Below are 20,104 nucleotides of genomic sequence, written 5' to 3'. Positions count from 1 at the left end.
CTCGCCAGGGCTCAGCCACTGAACGGTCGCGGTCCGCCGCCGGTCCGCCGCTGACAGGTCGCGACCTGGTCGCGGGCCCGTCGCAAGTCGGCCGCTGATCGGTTGCGGGCCTTGACCGGGATGGCCGCACTGCACCATCCTCCCTTTTCGGCCACATCGTAGAAATCCAGCCACACGATGACAGGGAGTGCTCCGGCGCGTTCGCTGCGTGTTCGACCGTTTTGAATGCGTCGTCGGACGACGTTCGGCCGGTTTCCGGTACAGGCCAGTGGGGCATCCACACCGTGGCGTGGGGCGAAGGAGGTCTCGGGGGTGGCGTTGGTGGTGGCACAGGAGGTGCCCACGTCGTCGAGCATGGCCGTACCCCATGGCCCTGCGGGCGTGGGGAAAGCACGACACCGGATGCGCGACCAGTTGCGCAGAGGCGGCGTGGCGGAGTCGGTCATCGACGATGCCGTACTGGTCCTTTCCGAACTCTTGAGCAATGCCTGCAAACACGGCCGTCCACTGGGTGGTGCCCTGGCCGGCGACGGCGACGTCCGGGCCGCGTGGCGAGTGGACGCGGGCGGCCGGCTGGTCGTGGAGGTGACCGACGGCGGCGGCCCGACCCGTCCGGCCCCGGCCACCCCCTCGGTCACCGCGCACGGAGGCCGCGGGCTGAACATCATCACCGCGCTCTGCGAGGACTGGGGCGTACGGGACGACGTGGGCGGCGAGGTCACCGTATGGGTGGTCGTCCACGACGACGTGCACGACCCGGACGCCGGCCACCGCCGCGACGACTTCGCCTCCCGGGTCACCGCACCGACGGTGTCGGCCCTGCCCGGGCTGAGTTTCGCGGACGCCTTCGACGACCTGGACTGAACGCGCACGCGTGCCACATCGCCCGCCTTGTCCACAGGGTCCCGTCGCCGGCGGCGTGAACGGCTAGGCTCGCGCCCGTACGAGACGAGCCGTAACCGGGAGACACCCAGATGGCCAAGAAGCGACCCCAGACGAAGGCCAAGCGCCCGCAGCTCACGGACGGAGAGATCCCGGTGGTCGGCGCGCGCGAGCCGTGCCCCTGTGGCAGCGGCCGCCGCTACAAGGCCTGCCACGGCCGGGCCGCCGCGCACGCGGTGACCGAGCTGGTGCAGCGACCGTTCGAGGGACTTCCCGGCGAGTGCGACTGGGTGGCGCTGCGCGAGCTGGTCCCCGCCGCCACGGTCGGGCTGACCCTCAAGGACGGCCTGCCCGAGGGTGTCCCGGCGGTCACGCTCGCCACGGTCCTGCCGATGGCTTGGCCCGCGCTGCGCCGTGACGACGGCTCGGTGCTGCTCGGCCTGCAGAACGACACGGCGTCCGGCGACATCAGCCGCGACCTCGCCGACACCCTGTTGCGCGCGCTGGAGGCCGACCCCGGCACGCCGGTGCAGGGCCGCCGCGCCCCGGCCGACGGTCCGCGGCTGCAGGACCTGCTCGATACCGAGGCCCCCTTCGAGCCGGTGGTGCACGAGGGCTTCGAGTTCTGGGTGCCGGACGCGGAGAACGCGACGCCGGAGGTCACCGCCTCCCTGGAGCGGGCCAACGCGGCGGCCATCCCGACCGTGCGCCTGCAGGGCGTCGAGGCCGCGTACTGGTGCCGGACACCGGAGAAGAACCACCTGCGCTGGGTCATGCCGCATCCGGAGGAGCAACTTCTGGACGCTCTGGCGCGGCTGCACGCGGCGGGCCGTTCGAGCCTGGGCGAGAACACCCGGCTCGTGGGCTCCTTCCGCGCCCACGGCCTCACGGTGCCGGTGTGGGACCTGCCGAGCGAGGTCGGCGCCCAGGACGTGGAGAAGCCTGCCGCCGAGTTCGCCGAGCGGCTCGCCGAGGCCCTGGCCACCCGGGCGCCGCTGACCGGGGACGAGCGCCGGGCCCGCGGCGGCCTGACCAACCGGCAGGTCACGCTCAGCTGACCCACCGGGGTGCGGCTGACCGACCGGTCAGCCGCACGGCTTCGCCACAGTAGGTGACTCCTGTCACAACTCCCGGTCGTCAGCAGGGGAGTCGGTGACCGGAAGGCAGCCCACCCGGTGACTGGAAAAGCCGAGTTCGAATTTGCGAACCGCCGATCTCTTGTTACCGTGCAAGTAGCCCGGTTGCTGGTGCATCCCCCGTCGCCAGCAACCGGGCCTTCGCATGCGCGCCGCCACTCACTGCGCGCAGCTACTCATCAACCGTCCTTTTCCGCAGATTTGTTGCTTCCGGAGCGCAGCAACAGCGGCCCGCTCATGCCCCGTTCGGCGAACTCCGCGACGGCGGTGTATGCCATGGGCGCCCCTTGGGTGTGCTCCCGGGGCGTCTCGCACGTCCTCGGCTCGTCGTCCCCGTCCGGCGCGCAGTGTGCCCGCACGGTGCGCTCGCCCGGGCCCATGAGGGTCAGGGCGGCGTCCAGGGGACGGCCGGTGTCGTTGCGGTAGTAGGTGCGCGCCCAGGTTTCCTGCCCCTGGGTCAGCACACAGGTCTGCGCCTCGACTCCGTCGGGCGAGGTGACCTCCGGGCCGCAGCGTGCGGCGGTGGCCAGGCCCAGGCCGAGCAGCTTCGGGGAACGAGCGGGCTCCGCGGACGGGACCTTGTCGTCGCGGGGCAGGGGGCGTACGGCGGACCGGGCGGCCGCGGGGCTCCGGTCCCCCACCTGGCCCGCGGACGCCACGGCCAGCGGCAGTGCCACGGCACCGGCCACGACGGTCAGCAGGGCGAGCAGACGGACTCGTCGGGGGCCGGGGCCGCCGCGCGGCAGCGATCGGCTTCCGTGTCCCCCGCAATCACCATGTCCCCCACAGTGACCATGTCCTCCGCAATGAGCATGTCCTCCGCATTGACCGTGTCCTCCGCAATGACGCAGCATGCGGGGACGATAACGGCGCAGGACGGGCTCTTCGCCCGCCGCGCGCCCGACGCCCCTACAACTCGGGCGCGCTCACACCCGTACGAGTGAGGGCCTCCACCACGGTGTCGACCACGGCCTCCACGTCGGGCACCCAGGGCGCGGCGGAGCCGGGCAGCGGAGCGCGTTCCCAGCGGATCGGGCCGGCCCCGGCCCTGGAGGGGGGCAGGGCGAGGTAGCCGCCCTCGCCGTGGAAGCGCAAGGAGCCGGGGACGAAGTCCTTGGCGTAGAGCAGTTCGCCCAACTGCTCCATGGAGTAAGGCTTGACGAGGATCGCCCAGCGCGTGGGCGAGGCGACGACCGGGCCGAGCCGTATGCCGACGCGGTCGAGCGCGGTGAGGGCCCGGGCGGCCGGCAGGGCCGGCAGGCTCACCGCGCAGGGAGCCTTGCCTCCGGTGGCCAGGACGATCGGCGCGGCGGGCCGGTTGGTCCACCACCAGCGCACCATGCGGGCGTCGGTGGTGGCCGCGAGGAGGCCGGGATCGAAGGGGTGCGCGCCGGGCACCGTGCAGTCCGGGTCGGGGCAGCCGCAGCGGCCGGGCCGCCGCGCATCCGGTGCCACGCCCGGGAGTACGGGCCACTGCCACTGGGCCGCGAAGGCCAGGGCCGCGCTGATCGGCTCGGACCTCCCGTCGCTGCGCTGGGACAGGAGCCTGCGTCGCCTTCCCGGGATCTCGCGCATGAGCGCTCGTTCCTTTCCGTTGCACCGCTGGCAACACCGCTGGACCACTCACACCATGTGTCGATCACTTGACTGTGCGTACCTGTTGGCGCATCACGCCCTGCCTTCAGGCACCCTTCAGGCACGGGAAACCCCTATGGGCCGAGCATTGGCTGCTTCCGCGGCAGCCCCGTCCATACTGCGTCTACCAAAAGCATGGGCGTGGCGTGGGGTGGCGGAGCATGGCGATTTGGCGTCGCGCGGGTGCTCTCCGCCATCCATCACGCGAGGATGGGGCACGGTCGTCGGTGGATAGGACGCCCGGGTCCGCCGCCAGGTTCCGGGTGGCCCCCAACCACCCCTGGCCTTCTCCGAGTACGTACCCATCACGACCGCTGTGACGCTCTGTGGAGCAGACCCAGTCGACCGCAATAGGCCGTCACCCGAGGCAGTTTCAGGCCAACTTCGTGTTTCCGCAAGGGGTTCGGAAAAACACCCCGGGAGGCGCTCTGACACCAGGAATCCCGGCAGGACAATGCTGGACATCTCCTCACGAGTGCGTGTACATGTGGAGACACTGCTGGCGGTGCAGAACGACATGGGGGTTTGCGATGCTTCTGGGCAGTACGCACCGGTCGGAAAGCCGGACGCCATGAACGCCCCTCACCCTTCGAAAGTGGCTGGAATCGATGCGACGGTTCCGGCCCCCGCACACACTGTCGCGCCCGCGCACGCCACCCCGGGGACCTCCCCGGCCTCCTACGCGAACGGCCCGGCGGCCCCGTACGCACCCTGCGCACCGGGTGCCCTCCTGCAGGACCGGCTGGCCGGCTGGGTCTCCGACCTGACCACCCTGCACGAGCTCACCGAGCGGCTGGCCCGGACGAGCGGGATCGACGCCGCCCTGCAGGAGCTGCTGCGCGCCGGCGCCGCCCTCGTCGGCGCCCGGCGCGGTCTGGTCGTACTGGAACCGGACGACGGACTCGGCCCCGACACCACCATCGGTCTCGGCCTCGCCCGGGCCGATCTCGGCCACATCGAGACCGTGCCGCGCAGCGTCATGCCCCACGGCACGCTCCTGGACACCGCGGCCGGACTGCCGGACGGCGAGGGCGAGGACGTACGCCCCGACCTGTTCTCCGAGGACGGCCTCGACCCCCGCCACCGCGAGGTGGCCGCCCGCCTCGGCTACGCCGCCAGCTACGCGCTGCCCCTGTCCACCGAGAACGCCGGCCGCATCGGCGCCGCCGTATGGCTCTACGACGAGCCCGCCGAACCGGTGGAGCGCCGGCGCCACCTCGCCGGTCTCTACGTCCGCTTCGCCACCGAACACCTGGCGCGCCTGCTCGACACCGAGCGCACGCGCGCGTGCATGGCGACGGTCTACGAGGAGCTGCTGCCCTCCCGGCTGCCCCGGGTGCCCGGCGTCCAGCTCGCCTGCCGGCACCGCACCGGGCCGCGCGGCGGCGGCGACTGGTACGACGCGCTGCCGCTGCCGGACGCCGCGCTCGGCCTCGCGGTCGGCTCGGTCACCGGCTCCGGGCCGGGAGCGGTCGCCGCGATGGGCCGGCTGCGCGCGTCCCTGCGGGCGTACGCGGTCATGGAGGGCGAGGACCCCGTCGCCGTCCTGTCCGACCTCGAACTGCTGCTGCGGCTGACCGAGCCCGCCCGCAGCGCGACCGCTCTGTTCGCCTACTGCGAACCCGCGCTGCGCAGAATCACCCTGGCCGGCGCCGGGCACAGCCCACCGCTGCTGGTCGGCGAGCGACGCACCGAGTTCGTGGAGACGTCGGTGTCCGCGCCGCTCGGCATGCTCGCCTGCTGGGAGGCGCCCAGCGTGGAGTTCCAGGTGGCGGCGGGCGAGACGGTGCTGCTCTACACCGACGGGCTGCTGCACCGCACCGGCGACCCGGTGGACCGCGCCTTCGCCCGGCTGAAGGCGGCCGCGGCGAGCGTCCCGCGCGCGCGGCGCCACGACCCGGAGGCCGTCGCCGACCACGTCCTGCACACGGTCCTGCCGGACGATCAGGACATGACCGGCGGCAGGGAGGACGTCGCTCTGGTGGCGGCGCGCTTCGAGTAGGCCCCCCGGGCCCCGGCACCGGCGTTCCCGGTAACAGGTGCTTCCGCCCCGGGCCCCCTTCCGCACGAACGTACGATGGTGGGGTCCCCCTTGCTCGAGCGAGCCCGAGAGTTCGGGGGACGTCCAGTGCGCATCGAGGAGGAAGACAGTGGCGGAGGAGCTCCCGGAGACCCCGGAGACCACCGAAGAAGAGCCGATCAAGCAGCGTAAGAACGGCCTGTACCCGGGCGTGTCCGACGAGCTCGCCGAGAACATGAAGTCCGGCTGGGCCGACACCGAGCTGCGCGACCTGAGGCCGGTCGAGCAGGCGGAGCACACCGCGCGCCGCCGCGCCGCGCTGTCCGCGCGTTTCCCCGGCGAGCGCCTGGTGATCCCCGCGGGCAATCTCAAGACCCGCTCCAACGACACCGACTACCCCTTCCGGTCCGCGGTCGAGTACACCTACCTCACCGGCAACCAGACCGAGGACGGCGTCCTGGTCCTGGAGCCCACCACGGACGGCCACCAGGAGACGCTCTACCTCCTGCCCCGCTCCAACCGGGAGAACGGCGAGTTCTGGCTCTCCGGGCAGGGCGAGCTGTGGGTCGGCCGCCGCCACTCCCTGGCCGAGGCCGAGCGACTGTACGGCATCCCGGCCTCCGACGTGCGCGAACTGCCGCAGAGGCTGAGGGAGGCCACCGGCCCGGTCCGCGTCGTGCGCGGCTACGACGCCGGCATCGAGGCCGCGCTGACCGACAAGGTCACCGCCGAGCGCGACGAGGAACTGCGTGTCTTCCTCTCCGAGATGCGCCTGATCAAGGACGAGTTCGAGATCGGCGAGCTGCAGAAGGCCGTCGACTCCACCGTGCGCGGCTTCGAGGACGTGGTGAAGGTCCTCGACAAGGCCGAGGCCACCTCCGAGCGCTATATCGAGGGAACGTTCTTCCTCCGCGCCCGCGTGGAGGGCAACGACGTCGGCTACGGCTCCATCTGCGCGTCCGGCCCGCGCGCCTGCACGCTGCACTGGGTGCGCAACGACGGGCCCGTCCGCTCCGGCGAGCTGCTCCTGCTGGACGCGGGCGTGGAGACGCACACCCTCTACACCGCCGACGTCACGCGCACACTGCCCATCAACGGCACCTACAGCGAGATCCAGAAGAAGATCTACGACGCCGTGTACGAGGCCCAGGAGGCCGGCATCGCGGCGGTCAGGCCGGGCGCCAAGTACCGCGACTTCCACGACGCCGCCCAGCGGGTGCTCACCGAGAAGCTCGTCGAGTGGGGTCTGGTCGAGGGCCCGGTCGAACGGGTACTGGAGCTCGGCCTGCAGCGTCGCTGGACGCTGCACGGCACCGGCCACATGCTCGGCATGGACGTCCACGACTGCGCGGCCGCGCGCACCGAGACGTACGTCGACGGCACGCTGGAGCCGGGCATGGTCCTCACCGTCGAGCCGGGTCTGTACTTCCAGGCCGACGACCTGACCGTCCCGGAGGAGTACCGGGGCATCGGCGTCCGCATCGAGGACGACATCCTCGTCACGGAGGACGGCAACCGCAACCTCTCGGCGGCGCTGCCCCGCCGCTCCGACGAGGTCGAGGCGTGGATGGTGTCGCTGAAGAGCTGATACGGCGGTGAACGGCCGGGCACCCGACAGGTGCCCGGCCGTTCGCGTGCCCGGGGGAGGGTTCTCGCGGACGTGGACGACTTCTGGTCCGGTGTCGGAGCGGGCCCGCGTCCAAAGTGGGGCGCGGCGGCAAGCCGCCGTGCGCGACGGACGGCTCGCTCCCGGAACTCGACGGCCGGCGATCCGGTGACCGACGATCCGGCGGCTCGGAGCCCCAGCGGCCCGGAGCCCCAGCGGCCGGGCTAGTCATCTCGCGCGGCACCACGAAGGCGCGGCGTACGACCAGCCGATCACCGAGGACTGCCCGACGGCACGGCAGGGTTCGGGCACCCGGGCCACCGCGCTGCCCACCGTCGACGCGGAGAAGCCGGGCGCGGCGGCACGCGCACGCGTGCACCCCGGTCCGACCCGAGACCGGACAGTCCGGACATGCGGGCGTTCCCGGCGACGGCCTGGCCGCGGGCGCTGCGCCCCGCCATCGCGACGGCGCCCCCACTGGCGTACGACCACGGCGTACGACCACGGGGACCCTCGCTGACCGGACCGAACTGCGCACGGCGCTCGCGGGCTGCCCGGGGGTCGGCCGCGGGGCGATCGCTCCGCCCGAGCGGATCGCCATCGCCTCCGGGTACGCGCAGGGGACCGGCGCTGCTCCCACGCGTGCTGGGCGGCGGTGCGGTCGCCGTGGAGGCCCCCGGGCTCCCCTTCCACCACGGGACGGCGCGGCGGGGCGGCGGGAGCGTGGTGCCGATGCGGGTCGGCGAAAACAGGGCGTGCGCGCGGGACCTGGGCGAGGAGAGGGCCGTGGTCGTCACGCCCGCGCACCACCACCCGACCGGCGCGTCCCCGTATTAGGAGCGGCGGCGGGTGCCCACCGACTGGATGTACGCGCGCGTGGCGGCTGCGCCACCTGCGCCGCCGGCACCAGCTCCTGGACCGGCCGGGCCCCGCCGGGTGCGCGGCATCGGGACCGGGCTGCACGCCCTGGTGGACGTCGCCGACGAGCGGAAGACCCTGCCGCCCGTCCGCACCTACACCGCCACCAGCGGCGCGTCCTTCCGCCACTTGAGCATCTTGTCGAAGCTCACCACCGCGCCGCCCCGTCCCGGCTTGTTGCCGATGTGGACGTGGTCGGCGAGTTCCTGGATGAGGCACAGGCCGCGGCCGTGCTCGGCCTCGGGATGCACGGCACGGAACGGGGTGCGGCAGCCACCGGACGAAAAGCCGGGCCCCGCGTCGGCCACCTCGATGCGGCACTTCTCCCCGTCGAGGTAGGCGGTGACGCGGTACGCCTCCGAGCAGCCGGCGTCCCCGCCGTGCTCGACCGCGTTCGCGCAGGCCTCGCTCAGGGCGACGGACAGGTCGTAGGAGATGTCGGGGTCGACGCCCGCGGTCTCCATCGTGCCCAGCAACAGCCGCCGGGCGAGCGGCACGCTCGCAGCGTCACGCCGCAGATGGAGTGACCACCAGATGCTCATGCTCCAGCCTCCCGGCCGCGGCTCGACATACCGTTACGTATTGCCCCGAGTACCCGACCGTAAGCACTCGGTTGACGCGGCACCGTCCAATCGGCGGATGCGACGGCCAGGGAATCGGTGTATGTGCGGGCCAGTGGCGACAGACCTCAACTTTCCTGACATACCACATCTTGTGGACCTGCCGTACGGCACCCCGGGGTCCAGTGCGATGATGAAGCCGCCATGACTGCCCCCCACCCGCGCATGGTGTGCGCCGGACGCGATCTCAGGATGCTGCGGGCCGCGGTGTTCGCCGCGGTCTGTGTCGTGCTGGCCGCTGCCGGTCACACGGTGGCTTCCTGCGCCGCGGTGCCGCTGTGGACGCTGGGCGTGGGTTTCCTGGGGACGCTGGCCGTGGCGGCGCCGCTCGCCGGGCGGGCGCGTTCCCTGCCGGGGATCGCCACACTGCTCGCGGCCGGCCAGACCGTGCTGCACATCCTGTTCGGACTGGGACAGGGCAGCACGGGCGGCACGACCACGGGGCCGGCCGGGGCCATGGCGTCGACGGGATCCCTGCCCGTCATGTCCGACGCCGAACTCGTGCAGCAGGCCGCGCGGTACGTGTGCGGGGCCGGCATCGGGGCGATCAGCCCGGCCCAGCCCTACCGGATACTCGTCGACGCACGCGTCCACGACGGCGGCGGGGACATGAGCGCCCCGCACCACCCGGCCGACGCCCTGGCCACCGACGGTGCGGCCGCTCTGATGCCGTCCCTGGCGATGCTGCTCGTCCACGTCCTCGCCGCGGTCGCCACGGGCTGGCTGCTGCGCCGCGGCGACCTGGCCCTGCTGCGACTGGTCGACCTGTCGGCGCACGGAGTCGCCGAGGGGGCGCTCGTACGATCCCTGCGCGCGGCGCTCGCACTGGTGCGCGCCCTGTGCGCCGGGCTGCCGCCCGCACCCGACGCGGTCCCCCGCTTCCGGCGGACCGCCGACTCCGCGCCGCCGACCCCCCACACCGCCGCGCTCCAGCACACGGTGATCCGCCGCGGCCCGCCGGCCGCCGCCGCACTCGTCCTCGCTGCCTGACGCGACGCGACCACCAGCCCACCGAGCGGGTTCCGCCGGAGGGAGCGGCCGCCGTCGTGCGGCACGCGCGCGTGCCCGTCCGCCGGGAACACCACACCGCCGGTCCCGCCGCGCACGCGCACCCCTCTGACACCGAACACACTCGAAAGGGAGTGCACCCCCCATGAAGGCTTCCCGTCTCGCCGCCGCTGCCCTCGCCGGCCCGGCCGTCCTCGTCCTGTCCGCCCCCGCCTTCGCGCACGTCAGCGTGCAGCCGGAGGGCACGGCCGCCAAGGGCGGCTACGCGGTCGTCGACTTCAAGGTGCCCAACGAGCGCGACAACGCCTCCACCACCAAGCTCGAGGTCACCTTCCCGGCCGACCACCCGCTGGCCTCCGTGATGCCGCAGCCGATGAACGGCTGGAAGATCGAGGTCACCAAGTCCAAGCTGGACAAGCCGCTCGAGGTGCACGGCAGGAAGATCTCCGAGGCCGTCACCAAGGTCACCTGGACCGCCGACGGCAAGGGCATCGAGCCTGGCTACTTCCAGAAGTTCCCGCTCTCCATGGGCGCCCTGCCCGAGGACACCGACCAGCTGGTCTTCAAGGCGATCCAGACGTACTCCAACAAGGAGGTCGTGCGCTGGATCGAGGTGCCGCAGAAGGGCCAGGAGGAGCCGGACACCCCGGCGCCGGTCCTGCAGCTGGCCGCCGCCTCGGACGACGGTCACGGGCACGGCACGTCGGCCGAGGACACCGCCGACGACGCCAAGCCCGCCGCCCAGAGCACCGCCGCCGACACCTCGAAGAGCGGCAGCGACACCACCGCCCGCGTCCTCGGCATCATCGGCATCGTCGTCGGCGCCGCCGGCGTGGCCTACGGCGTACTCGCCGGCCGCAGGCGCACCGCCGCCTGATCCGGCCCATCCGTCACGCGCCCGGGGGTCGTGCGACTCTTGCATACGACCCCCGGTGCGCGCCGGATTTCTCACATCTGGGACATTTCTCTATGCGTAACAAGACATTCGTGGCGGCCGCACTGCTCGCCGCCGCCACGATGCCCCTCTCCGCCTGCGGCAGCGGCGACGACCCCAAGAGGCCCGTCGCCGTCGTCTCCGAGGACACCTCGCAGAAGGCCGCGACCCTCCTCGACAAGCCGTTCGAGAAGCCCGACCTGGTCCTCACCGACACCCACGGCAAGAAGTACGACCTCCGCAAGGAGACCGCCGGCCACCCGACGCTGGTCTACTTCGGCTACACCCACTGCCCCGACGTCTGCCCGCTGACGTTGAGCAACATCGCGGTCGCGATGAAGGACCTGCCCAAGGCCGAGCGGGACGAGCTGCGCGTGGTGTTCGTCACCACCGACCCGGCCCGCGACACCCCGGCCGAACTCGGCAAGTGGCTCAAGGGCATCGACGCCGAGTTCATCGGCCTGACCGGCGACTTCGACACCATCCAGGCCGGCGCGCGCACGCTCGGCATCTCCATCGAACCGACCGCCAAGGACAAGAACGGCAAGCTCGTCTCGTACCACGGCACCCAGGTGGTCGCCTTCTCCCCGAAGACCGACGCCGGATACGTGCTGTACGGCGAGGACGCCACCGTCGACGACTACACCAAGGACCTCCCCGAACTCGTCAAGGGTGAGAACCCGTGAGGCGCCCCGCACCGGCGGCCGCACTCATGGCCGCCGCCCTGGCAGGAACGGCCCTGCTCACCGGCTGCGGCGACTCCGCCTCCGGCTCCGGAAGCGCGAAAGCCGAGCTGTCCGTCCACTCCGCCTACATCCCCCAGCCCGTCTCGGACTCGATGGCAGCCGGCTTCCTGACCATCGAGAACAAGGGCGGCGCCGCCGACAGGCTCACCTCGGTCACCAGCGCCGACGCGGGCGAGGTCACCGTGCACGAGACCGTCGACGGGGCGATGAAGGAGGCCGGCCCCCTCACCGTCCCCGCCCACGGACGGCTCGTTCTCAAGAGCGGCGGCGACCACCTGATGTTCGACAAGCTGAAGCGCACACTCCAGCAGGGCCAGACGGTCACCGTCGAACTGCACTTCGCGAAATCCGGCGGCCTCAAGGTCGAGATGCCGGTGAAGGAAGCCACGTACCACCACACGACCGGACACTGAGGGAGGGACCACCTTGTCGCAGACCATCACCCCCCGCGTCCGGAACCTGGTGCTGCTGCTCCTGGCCGCCATCGGGCTGCTGCTCGCCGGCGCCGCCCCGGCCTCCGCGCACGCCGCGCTGACCGGCAGCGATCCCCAGCAGGGGGTGGTGGTCGACAAGGCACCCGGCCAGGTGTCGCTGACCTTCTCCGAGCAGGTCGCCCTGAACGACGACTCGCTGCGCGTGCTCGACCCCAAGGGCAACCGTGTCGACGCCGGGAAGCCCGCCAACGTCAGCGGGACGACGTACGCCGTACAGCTGCGCGGCGGCCTGCCGGACGGCACCTACACCGTCGTCTACCAGGTGGTCTCGGCCGACAGCCACCCCGTCGGCGGCGCCTACACCTTCTCCATCGGCGCCCCCTCCAAGACCTCCGCCGCGGTCGGCGGCCAGGAGGCGGGCGGCGGACTCGTCGGCGCGCTCCACGGGTTCGGGCGGTACGTGTCGTACGCCGGCTTCATCGTCCTGGTCGGCGGCGCCGCCTTCGTCCTGGCCTGCTGGCAGCGCGGCTCGGGGGTTCGGGCCGTACAGCGGCTCGTCGTCTCCGGCTGGGTCACCCTCACCGCGTCCACCCTCATGCTGCTGCTCCTGCGCGGCTCCTACACCACCTCCGGGAAGGCCGGGGACATCTTCGACCTGACCCTCCTCGGACAGGTCCTCCAGACCAAGACAGGCGCCGCCCTCGTCTCCCGGCTGCTGCTGCTCGCCGCGGCGGCCCTGTTCGTCGCGGTGCTCTTCGGAGCGCACGGGAAGCGGGACGACCAGGAGAAACAGGACGGCGAGGAGAAACGCGACCCGAGCCTCGGGCTCGCGATCGGCGGAACCGCCGTCGCCGCCGGGATCGCGGCCAGCTGGTCCATGGCCGAGCACGCCTCGACCGGCCTCCAGACGGGCATCGCGATGCCGGTCGACGTCATCCACCTGCTCGCCGTGGCCACCTGGCTCGGCGGACTCGTCACCCTCCTGGTCGCACTGTACGGATCGTCCGGGCAGACCCCGGTCGAGACCGCGGCCGTGCGCCGCTTCTCCCGCCTCGCCTTCGGCTCCGTCCTCGCCCTGGTGGCCACCGGGACCTACCAGTCCTGGCGCCAGGCCGGCTCCTGGCAGGCGCTCACCGGCACCCGCTACGGACAGCTGCTCCTGGTCAAGATCGGCCTGGTGGTGCTGCTGGTCGGCATCGCCTCGATCTCCCGCCGATGGACGGGACGACTGGCCGAGACGGTGACCGCGCAGGCGGCGGTCACGACGCACGCCAGGGTCCCGGCGACCGCGGGCAAGACGACCGGCTCGGACGAGAAGACCGGGACCGACGCCGAGTCCGGAAGCGGAGGGAAGCCCGGACCCGACGGCGAGCCCGGAGGCGAAGGGAAGCCCGGACCCGACGAGAAGGCGAAAACCGGTGGCAGGGCGGCGAACGGCGACACCTCCCAGCGGGCCGCCCAGCTCGCCCGGCAGCGGGCCGCCGTGGACACCGCACGGCGCAAGCGGCTACGGGACGCCGACCCGGGCCGCCTGGGACTGCGCCGGTCCGTACTGGCGGAGGCCGCTGTCGCCGTCGTCCTGCTCGCCGTCACCACCGCCCTGACCCAGACCGAACCGGGCCGCACCGAAGTGGAGGCCAAGGCCGCCACGTCGTCCTCGTCCTCGTCCTCCTCGGAAGGCGCGGTCACCCTCGACATGCCCTTCGACACCGGCGGGCAGAACGGCAAGGGCCTCGTACGGCTCGACATCGACCCCGCGCGCGTGGGCGGCAACGACCTGCACGTCTACGTACAGCGCACCGACGGACGCCCCTACGACATCCCCGAGGTCAAGGTCGCCTTCTCACTCGCCGCCAAGAAGCTCGGGCCGCTGCCGGTGGCCCCGGACCGCATCGCCACCGGGCACTGGGCCGCGAGCGGAGTGCAGATCCCCATGGCCGGCGACTGGCAGATCGAGGTGACCGTGCGGACCTCCGACATCGACCAGGTGACCGTCACCAAGAACGCGCAGATCGGCTGAACCCCACCATGACCGACCAGTCCATCCCGGAGGCCACCTCCCAGAACCCCTCGCCCGCGGTTCCCGCGCCCACGAAGGCGGACGCTCCCACGAGAGCGGGCGTATCACGCCGACAACTGCTCGGCACGGCCGGTGCGACCGGACTCGTCCTCGGCGCGGCCGGCGCCGCCGTCGGATACACGGCGGCACCCGTCGGCGCCACCCCGCTCACCTCGCTCGGCGCCGACCGGGCGATGTTTCACGGGAAACATCAGCCCGGCATCACCGACCCCCTGCAGGCCTGCGGCCATCTCATCGCCTTCGACCTCGCCCCCGGCGCGGGCCGCAAGGAGGCCGCCGCACTGCTGCGCCGCTGGTCGGCGACGGCCGAGCGGCTGATGGCCGGCCAGCCGTCCGACCACGGCGACACCGGTGTCGCCCTGGACGCCGGCCCCTCCTCGCTGACGGTCACCTTCGGCTTCGGCCACTCCTTCTTCGACCGGACGGGCCTGCAGAGGCAGCGGCCCAGCGCCCTCGACCCACTGCCCGACTTCTCCTCCGACCAACTCGACAAGGCCCGCAGCAACGGCGACCTGTGGGTGCAGATCGGCGCGAACGACGCGCTGGTCGCCTTCCACGCCCTGCGCGCCCTGCAGAAGGACGCGGGCGGCGCCGCCCGCGTCCGCTGGCAGATGAACGGCTTCAACCGCTCCCCCGGTGCCACCGCGCACCCCATGACGGCCCGCAACCTCATGGGCCAGGTCGACGGCACCCGCAACCCCAAGCCGTCCGACCCCGACTTCGACCAGCGCCTCTTCGTCCCCGCGAACGGTGAGCCGGCCTGGATGGCGAACGGCTCCTACGTCGTCGTACGTCGCATCCGCATGCTCCTGGACGACTGGGAGAAGCTGTCGCTCACCCAGCAGGAGAACGTCATCGGGCGCCGCAAGTCCGACGGCGCCCCGCTCAGCGGGGGTACCGAGACGACCGCGATGGACCTGGAGAAGACCGGCAAGGACGGCAGCTACGTCGTCCCGGTCAACGCGCACGCGCGGATCACCCGGCCCGACCAGAACGGCGGCGCCGCCATGCTCCGGCGCCCCTTCTCCTACCACGACGGCTTCGGCACCGACGGCACCCCGGACGCGGGCCTGCTGTTCATCTGCTGGCAGGCGGACCCGTTGCGCGGTTTCGTGCCGGTGCAGCGCAAGCTGGACCGCGGCGACGCGCTGTCGCAGTACGTCCGGCACGAGGCGAGCGGGCTGTTCGCGGTGCCGGGCGGGGCGGCCAAGGGCGAGTACGTGGGGCAGCGGCTGCTGGAGGGGTGAGCGCGGCAAGGGGAGCGCCGTCCGGTGGGGTTACGCGGGTTCACCCTCGGGAGGGGCTCTCGTGGGACACGCGCGTCTGCCTCCCGGACGGCCGTTAGGGTGAGTTCATGCCAGCGAGCTACGCATATCTCGGCCCCGAGGGCACCTTCACCGAAGTCGCCCTGCGCACCCTTCCCGAGACGGCCACCCGGGAGCTGACCCCGTACGTGTCCGTGCAGTCCGCGCTGGACGCGGTCCGCGCCGGTGAGGCCGAGGCCGCGTTCGTGCCGATCGAGAACTCCGTCGAGGGCGGCATCACCACCACCCTCGACGAACTGGTCGCGGGCGAGCCGCTGATGATCTACCGCGAGGTGCTGTTGTCGATCACCTTCGCGCTGCTGGTCAGGCCCGGCACCAAGCTGTCCGACGTCAAGACGGTCACCGCCCACCCGGCCGCCCAGCCGCAGGTGCGCAACTGGCTGAAGGCGCACCTCCCCGACGCCGTCTGGGAGTCGGCCGCCTCGAACGCGGACGGCGCCCGCCTCGTCCAGGAGGGCCGCTACGACGCCGCCTTCGCCGGTGAGTTCGCGGCCGAGCGCTACGGACTCGTGCCCCTGGAGACGGGCATCCACGACGCCGAGAACGCGCAGACGCGGTTCGTGCTGGTCGGCCGGCCCGCCCGGCCCGCCGCCCCGAGCGGTGCGGACAAGACCTCCGTGGTGCTGTGGCAGCGCGACGACCACCCCGGTGCGCTGCGCGACCTGCTGGGCGAGTTCAGCACCCGCGGCATCAACCTGATGCTGCTGCAGTCCCGCCCGACGGGCGCGGGCATCGGCAACTACTGCTTCTGCGTCGACGCCGAGGGACACATCAACGACCGTCGGATGGCCGAGGCCCTGATGGGACTGAAGCGGATCTGTCTGCAGGTGCGCTTCCTCGGCTCGTACCCGCGGGCGGACATCGGCGTGGCGGACGTACGGCCTCCGCTGGCCGGGACCTCGGACGGGGAGTTCACGGCGGCGGCGGACTGGGTGGCGCGCTGTCAGGACGGCCGTTTCTAGCCGGTGACGTTATCCACAGAAGTTGTCCACAGGTCTTCTTCTCGACCAGGGGACAAGTCGACATCTATGGGTGATTCGATCGGCAAATCCCTTTGCGGCCCGACGGGAGGGCCAGGGCGGGCAAGTCACCCTTCGTCCACCAGTCTCCTTTGGTTCATCTTTTGGGACGACCTCTTTCCACCCGAAAGTGGGCTTCGAGCCGGTTCAATCCGGTCCGAGTCAGGAATTCTTCCTTCCGGTCACGGTTTCCGGAGGGATCAATTTCGGCGTCCACAGAAGTTTCGCACAGCCTGTGGATAACTTTCCCGGACATGTGGATCACTGAGCGCCGCTGTGGACAACACAAGCCCAAATCCTGGCCGGCGCGGGGAAATCCAGCCAACCGCTCGTCTGCCGTCCGCCCTGTTCCAGGGAGCGGGGCGACCCCCATTGACACAGGGGGCAATTCCCCCATAACGGTACGTAATGCACGGTTCGGAATACAGGGTCGTGAGGGGGAACGCCGCACCGGTAGCCTTGACCATGTGATTGACCTTCGCCTGCTCCGTGAGGACCCCGACCGTGTGCGCGCCTCCCAGCGCGCCCGTGGAGAGGACGTCGCGCTCGTCGACTCCCTCCTGTCTGCCGACGAGCGGCGCAGGTCGTCCGGCGTCCGCTTCGACGAGCTGCGCGCCGAACAGAAGGCGCTGGGCAAGCTCATCCCGAAGGCCTCCGGCGAGGAGAAGGCCGAGCTGCTGAAGAAGGCGAGCCAGCTGGCCGCCGACGTCAAGGCGGCCGACGCCGAGCGCGACGCGGCGGACACCGAGACCCAGGAGCTGCTGCTCCAGCTCGGCAACCTCGTGCACCCCGACGTGCCCGTCGGCGGCGAGGAGGACTTCGTCACGCTGGAGACGCACGGCACGATCCGCGACTTCGCCGCCGAGGGCTTCGAGCCCAGGGACCACCTGGAGCTCGGGCAGTCGCTCGGCGCGATCGATGTGGAGCGCGGCGCGAAGGTCTCCGGTTCACGCTTCTACTTCCTCACCGGTGTCGGCGCCCTGCTGGAGCTGGCCCTGGTGAACGCGGCGATGGCCCAGGCCACCGCGGCCGGCTTCACGCCGATGCTGACCCCGGCGCTGGTCCGCCCGCAGTCGATGGCCGGAACCGGCTTCCTCGGCCAGGCCGCCCAGGACGTGTACCACCTGGAGAAGGACGACCTGTACCTGGTCGGCACCTCCGAGGTGCCGCTGGCGGCCTACCACATGGACGAGATCATCGACGCCGAGCGCCTGCCGCTGCGGTACGCCGGGTTCTCGCCGTGCTTCCGCCGTGAGGCCGGCTCGCACGGCAAGGACACCCGCGGCATCTTCCGCGTGCACCAGTTCGACAAGGTCGAGATGTTCTCCTACGTCACCCCCGAGGAGTCGCAGGAGGAGCACCAGCGGCTGCTGGAGTGGGAGAAGCAGTGGCTGACCTCGCTGGAGCTGCCGTTCCGGGTCATCGACGTGGCCTCGGGTGACCTGGGGTCCTCGGCCTCGCGCAAGTTCGACTGCGAGGCGTGGATCCCGACCCAGGGCAGGTACCGCGAGCTGACCTCGACCTCGGACTGCACCGAGTTCCAGTCCCGCCGCCTGCAGATCCGGGTGCGCGAGGACAAGAAGGTCCGTCCGCTGGCCACGCTCAACGGCACGCTGTGCGCCGTCCCACGCACCATCGTCGCGATCCTGGAGAACCACCAGCAGGCCGACGGCTCCGTACGGGTGCCCGAGGTGCTGCGCCCCTACCTCGGCGGCCGGGAGGTCCTGGAACCGGTGGCCAAGTGAGCCACACCCCCCAGTCCTTCCCCTACAAGCTCATCGCCACCGACCTCGACGGCACCCTCCTGCGTTCCGACGGGTCGGTCTCGGTTCGCACCCGTGAGGCACTCGCCGCGGCCACCGCGGCGGGGGCCGCGCATCTCGTGGTCACGGGCCGCGCGGTGCCCTGGACACGGCACGTCCTCGACGACCTCGGCTACCGGGGCCTCGCGGTCTGCGGCCAGGGCTCCCAGGTGTACGACGCCGGGGAGCACCGCCTGCTGACCTCGGTGACCCTGGACCGGCAGCTGGCCGGTGTGGCGCTGGCCAAGATCGAGGCCGAGGTCGGTCCGTTGTACCTGGCGGCCAGCCGCGACGGCCTGGACGGCGAGGTGCTCGTGGGGCCCGGCTACGCGGTCTCGGGCCCGCTTCCGGCGATTCCGTTCACGGACGCCTCGGACCTGTGGAGCGCGCCCCTCAACAAGATCTACATCCAGCATCCGACCCTCACGGACGACGAACTGGCCGACGTGGCCCGCCGGACCGCCGGTGGTTTCGTGTCGGTCACCATGTCCGGTGAGGGCATCGTCGAGCTGCTGCCGCTCGGCCTGTCGAAGGCGACGGGCCTGTCGCTGGCCGCGCGGCGGCTGAGGCTGAAGGCGGCGGACGCCATCGCCTTCGGCGACATGCCCAACGACGTACCGATGTTCGCCTGGGCGGCCCACGGTGTGGCCATGGCCAACGCCCACGGGGAGCTGAAGGCGGTCGCGGACACGATGACGGCCTCGAACGACGAGGACGGCATCGCGGTGGTGCTGGAGGAGTTGCTGGGCTGAGCTGTCGGTCCGTGCCTTCGGCCTCTGTTTTCAGCCTGCGCTTTCGGGCTGTGCTTTCGGTCTGGGCTTTCGGGCTGTGCTTTCGGTCTGTGCGGAGGATGCACGGATCGAACGTGCGCGGGGGTGAACCCCGACCACGGCTTAGCAAGCCGGTGCCTTACCACTCGGCCAATCCTCCGGGTGGGCGGCCCACGCGACAGCGGATCGCGTGCTCGAAGCGGCCGCCCCGGGCAGTTCCCCGTGCGGGGCGGGCTCGACGGAGTGGGTAGTTACTCCGGAGCCCGCCGTGGGCTGCCCTGTCGGGAGCTCGGCGTACTGCCGTGCATGGACATCGCCCAGCTCCTCTCCCAGATCGTGACGCCGGCGCCGTCCGGCGTGGTGGACACCACCACTGTGCCGTGACGACGGCGTCGGCGCCACCGAATTAGCGGGCGACCGGCCCGGTCACCGCCGCCAACGGGTCTCACTCCTCGCCGGCGAGGGTCAGCGACCGCAGCTTCTGTCCGGCGTACCAGGTGGCCAGCACGGTCACCATCACCAGCAGCACCGTCGCCGTCGGCAGTGCGACGTCGGAGGTGACCATGTCGCCGTCGGCGACCTTGTGGGCGACGGCCAGCGACCACTGCTGGACGCTCAGCGTGCGCGCCCCGGGGACCAGGGAGCCGAACAGCGCCTCCCACACGAGCGCGTAGACGAGCCCGAAGACCACCGCGTGCCGGGAGACCGTGCCCAGCAGGAGGAAGAGAGCCGCGTAGGCGATGGAGGCAACCAGCGCGGCCACCGTGTAGGCCACGGCTACCTGCTGCCCGTTGCCGTTGAGGATCAGTCCGGCGAGCAGGGTCGGCACCGCCGAGAACACCATGGTCACCGCGATCGCCACGATCAGCTTGGTGAAGATGATCGTCGGCCGCTTCAGCGGCTTGGACAGCAGGTACACCACCGAGCCGTCGTCGATCTCCGGCCCGATGGCGCCGGTACCGGCGATGACGCCGATGATCGGCACCATGGTGGCGAGCGCGAACCCGCCCAGGACGTTCACCGCGGTCTGGTCGTCGGCTCCGGCGAGGGCGCGGACGACGGCGGCGATCACGAGGAGCAGCAGCGGCAACGCGCCGAGGATGAGGGCCCGGCGACGGCCGAGCAGGGCCCGGTAGGTGAGCCGGGCGACTGTGGGGTCGTACATCGTG

General features: G+C 71.8%; 19 protein-coding genes and 1 tRNA gene. 14 read left to right on the top strand and 6 right to left on the bottom strand.

The window, feature by feature from the left end; translation table 11 throughout:
- Positions 1–11: 11 nt before the first annotated feature.
- Positions 12–356, bottom strand: coding sequence for a hypothetical protein (locus DEP02_RS34415; RefSeq protein ID WP_232838986.1), 345 nt, complete (start codon positions 354–356; stop codon positions 12–14).
- Between DEP02_RS34415 and DEP02_RS06590 the strand changes: the two genes are divergently transcribed.
- Both DEP02_RS06590 and DEP02_RS06585 read left to right on the top strand, forming a co-directional pair.
- Complete coding sequence (locus DEP02_RS06590) at positions 313–864, top strand: ATP-binding protein (protein ID WP_232838983.1); 552 nt, start codon at positions 313–315, stop codon at positions 862–864. The genes DEP02_RS34415 and DEP02_RS06590 overlap by 44 nt on opposite strands.
- 110 nt (positions 865–974) lie before the next feature.
- Entirely contained in the window at positions 975–1,940 is a 966-nt protein-coding gene (locus DEP02_RS06585) for a DUF5926 family protein (protein ID WP_112466392.1), read from the top strand.
- Between the two features lie 257 nt (positions 1,941–2,197).
- On the opposite strand, the gene DEP02_RS06580 is transcribed toward DEP02_RS06585, so the two are convergent.
- Both DEP02_RS06580 and DEP02_RS06575 read right to left on the bottom strand, forming a co-directional pair.
- A complete protein-coding gene (locus tag DEP02_RS06580; protein ID WP_232838982.1) occupies positions 2,198–2,707 on the bottom strand; it encodes a hypothetical protein in 510 nt (169 codons plus the stop codon).
- A gap of 220 nt (positions 2,708–2,927) precedes the next feature.
- Entirely contained in the window at positions 2,928–3,593 is a 666-nt protein-coding gene (locus tag DEP02_RS06575; RefSeq protein ID WP_112466391.1) for a bifunctional DNA primase/polymerase, read from the bottom strand.
- A gap of 514 nt (positions 3,594–4,107) precedes the next feature.
- Between DEP02_RS06575 and DEP02_RS06570 the strand changes: the two genes are divergently transcribed.
- The 3 genes from DEP02_RS06570 (at position 4,108) to DEP02_RS35435 (ending at position 8,116) form a co-directional block, all read left to right on the top strand.
- On the top strand, positions 4,108–5,655 hold the full coding sequence (locus DEP02_RS06570; RefSeq protein ID WP_198668316.1) for a PP2C family protein-serine/threonine phosphatase: 1,548 nt from the start codon (positions 4,108–4,110) through the stop codon (positions 5,653–5,655).
- Between the two features lie 148 nt (positions 5,656–5,803).
- On the top strand, positions 5,804–7,261 hold the full coding sequence (locus DEP02_RS06565; protein ID WP_112466389.1) for an aminopeptidase P family protein: 1,458 nt from the start codon (positions 5,804–5,806) through the stop codon (positions 7,259–7,261).
- 660 nt (positions 7,262–7,921) lie between these two features.
- Positions 7,922–8,116: a hypothetical protein gene (locus tag DEP02_RS35435; RefSeq protein ID WP_112466388.1), complete on the top strand. Its 195-nt coding sequence runs from the start codon at positions 7,922–7,924 to the stop codon at positions 8,114–8,116.
- 176 nt (positions 8,117–8,292) lie between these two features.
- Here DEP02_RS35435 and DEP02_RS06555 read toward each other — a convergent pair whose 3' ends face one another.
- Complete coding sequence (locus DEP02_RS06555) at positions 8,293–8,739, bottom strand: ATP-binding protein (RefSeq protein WP_112466387.1); 447 nt, start codon at positions 8,737–8,739, stop codon at positions 8,293–8,295.
- A 222-nt stretch (positions 8,740–8,961) separates the two neighbouring features.
- On the opposite strand from DEP02_RS06555, the gene DEP02_RS06550 reads away from it, so the two are divergent.
- From DEP02_RS06550 to DEP02_RS06510, 9 genes are all read left to right on the top strand, one after another.
- Positions 8,962–9,807: a hypothetical protein gene (locus tag DEP02_RS06550; protein WP_112466386.1), complete on the top strand. Its 846-nt coding sequence runs from the start codon at positions 8,962–8,964 to the stop codon at positions 9,805–9,807.
- Between the two features lie 163 nt (positions 9,808–9,970).
- A complete protein-coding gene (locus DEP02_RS06545) occupies positions 9,971–10,702 on the top strand; it encodes a YcnI family copper-binding membrane protein (RefSeq protein WP_112466385.1) in 732 nt (243 codons plus the stop codon).
- A 92-nt stretch (positions 10,703–10,794) separates the two neighbouring features.
- Positions 10,795–11,445, top strand: a complete 651-nt coding sequence (locus DEP02_RS06540) for an SCO family protein (protein WP_112466384.1) — start codon at positions 10,795–10,797, stop codon at positions 11,443–11,445.
- A 26-nt stretch (positions 11,446–11,471) separates the two neighbouring features.
- Complete coding sequence (locus DEP02_RS06535) at positions 11,472–11,918, top strand: copper chaperone PCu(A)C (protein ID WP_112466383.1); 447 nt, start codon at positions 11,472–11,474, stop codon at positions 11,916–11,918.
- A 13-nt stretch (positions 11,919–11,931) separates the two neighbouring features.
- On the top strand, positions 11,932–13,959 hold the full coding sequence (locus tag DEP02_RS06530) for a copper resistance CopC/CopD family protein (RefSeq protein WP_112466382.1): 2,028 nt from the start codon (positions 11,932–11,934) through the stop codon (positions 13,957–13,959).
- 8 nt (positions 13,960–13,967) lie between these two features.
- Positions 13,968–15,266, top strand: coding sequence for an iron uptake transporter deferrochelatase/peroxidase subunit (gene efeB, locus DEP02_RS06525; RefSeq protein WP_112466381.1), 1,299 nt, complete (start codon positions 13,968–13,970; stop codon positions 15,264–15,266).
- A gap of 107 nt (positions 15,267–15,373) precedes the next feature.
- Complete coding sequence (gene pheA, locus DEP02_RS06520) at positions 15,374–16,306, top strand: prephenate dehydratase (protein ID WP_112466380.1); 933 nt, start codon at positions 15,374–15,376, stop codon at positions 16,304–16,306.
- 524 nt (positions 16,307–16,830) lie between these two features.
- Complete coding sequence (serS, locus tag DEP02_RS06515) at positions 16,831–18,108, top strand: serine--tRNA ligase (RefSeq protein WP_112466379.1); 1,278 nt, start codon at positions 16,831–16,833, stop codon at positions 18,106–18,108.
- Positions 18,105–18,917: an HAD family hydrolase gene (locus DEP02_RS06510; RefSeq protein WP_112466378.1), complete on the top strand. Its 813-nt coding sequence runs from the start codon at positions 18,105–18,107 to the stop codon at positions 18,915–18,917. Before serS ends, DEP02_RS06510 begins: the two co-directional genes overlap by 4 nt.
- Before the next feature lie 92 nt (positions 18,918–19,009).
- On the opposite strand, the gene DEP02_RS06505 is transcribed toward DEP02_RS06510, so the two are convergent.
- Both DEP02_RS06505 and DEP02_RS06500 read right to left on the bottom strand, forming a co-directional pair.
- A tRNA-Ser gene (locus tag DEP02_RS06505) sits at positions 19,010–19,095 on the bottom strand.
- A gap of 285 nt (positions 19,096–19,380) precedes the next feature.
- Positions 19,381–20,100: an ABC transporter permease subunit gene (locus tag DEP02_RS06500; protein WP_112466377.1), complete on the bottom strand. Its 720-nt coding sequence runs from the start codon at positions 20,098–20,100 to the stop codon at positions 19,381–19,383.
- Positions 20,101–20,104 lie beyond the last annotated feature (4 nt).

The sequence above is a fragment of the Streptomyces triticisoli genome, from assembly GCF_003270085.1.
Taxonomy (GTDB): domain Bacteria; phylum Actinomycetota; class Actinomycetes; order Streptomycetales; family Streptomycetaceae; genus Streptomyces; species Streptomyces triticisoli.
The sequence above is the reverse complement of the archived record's forward strand: the minus strand, read 5'-3'. Positions and strand labels throughout refer to the sequence as shown.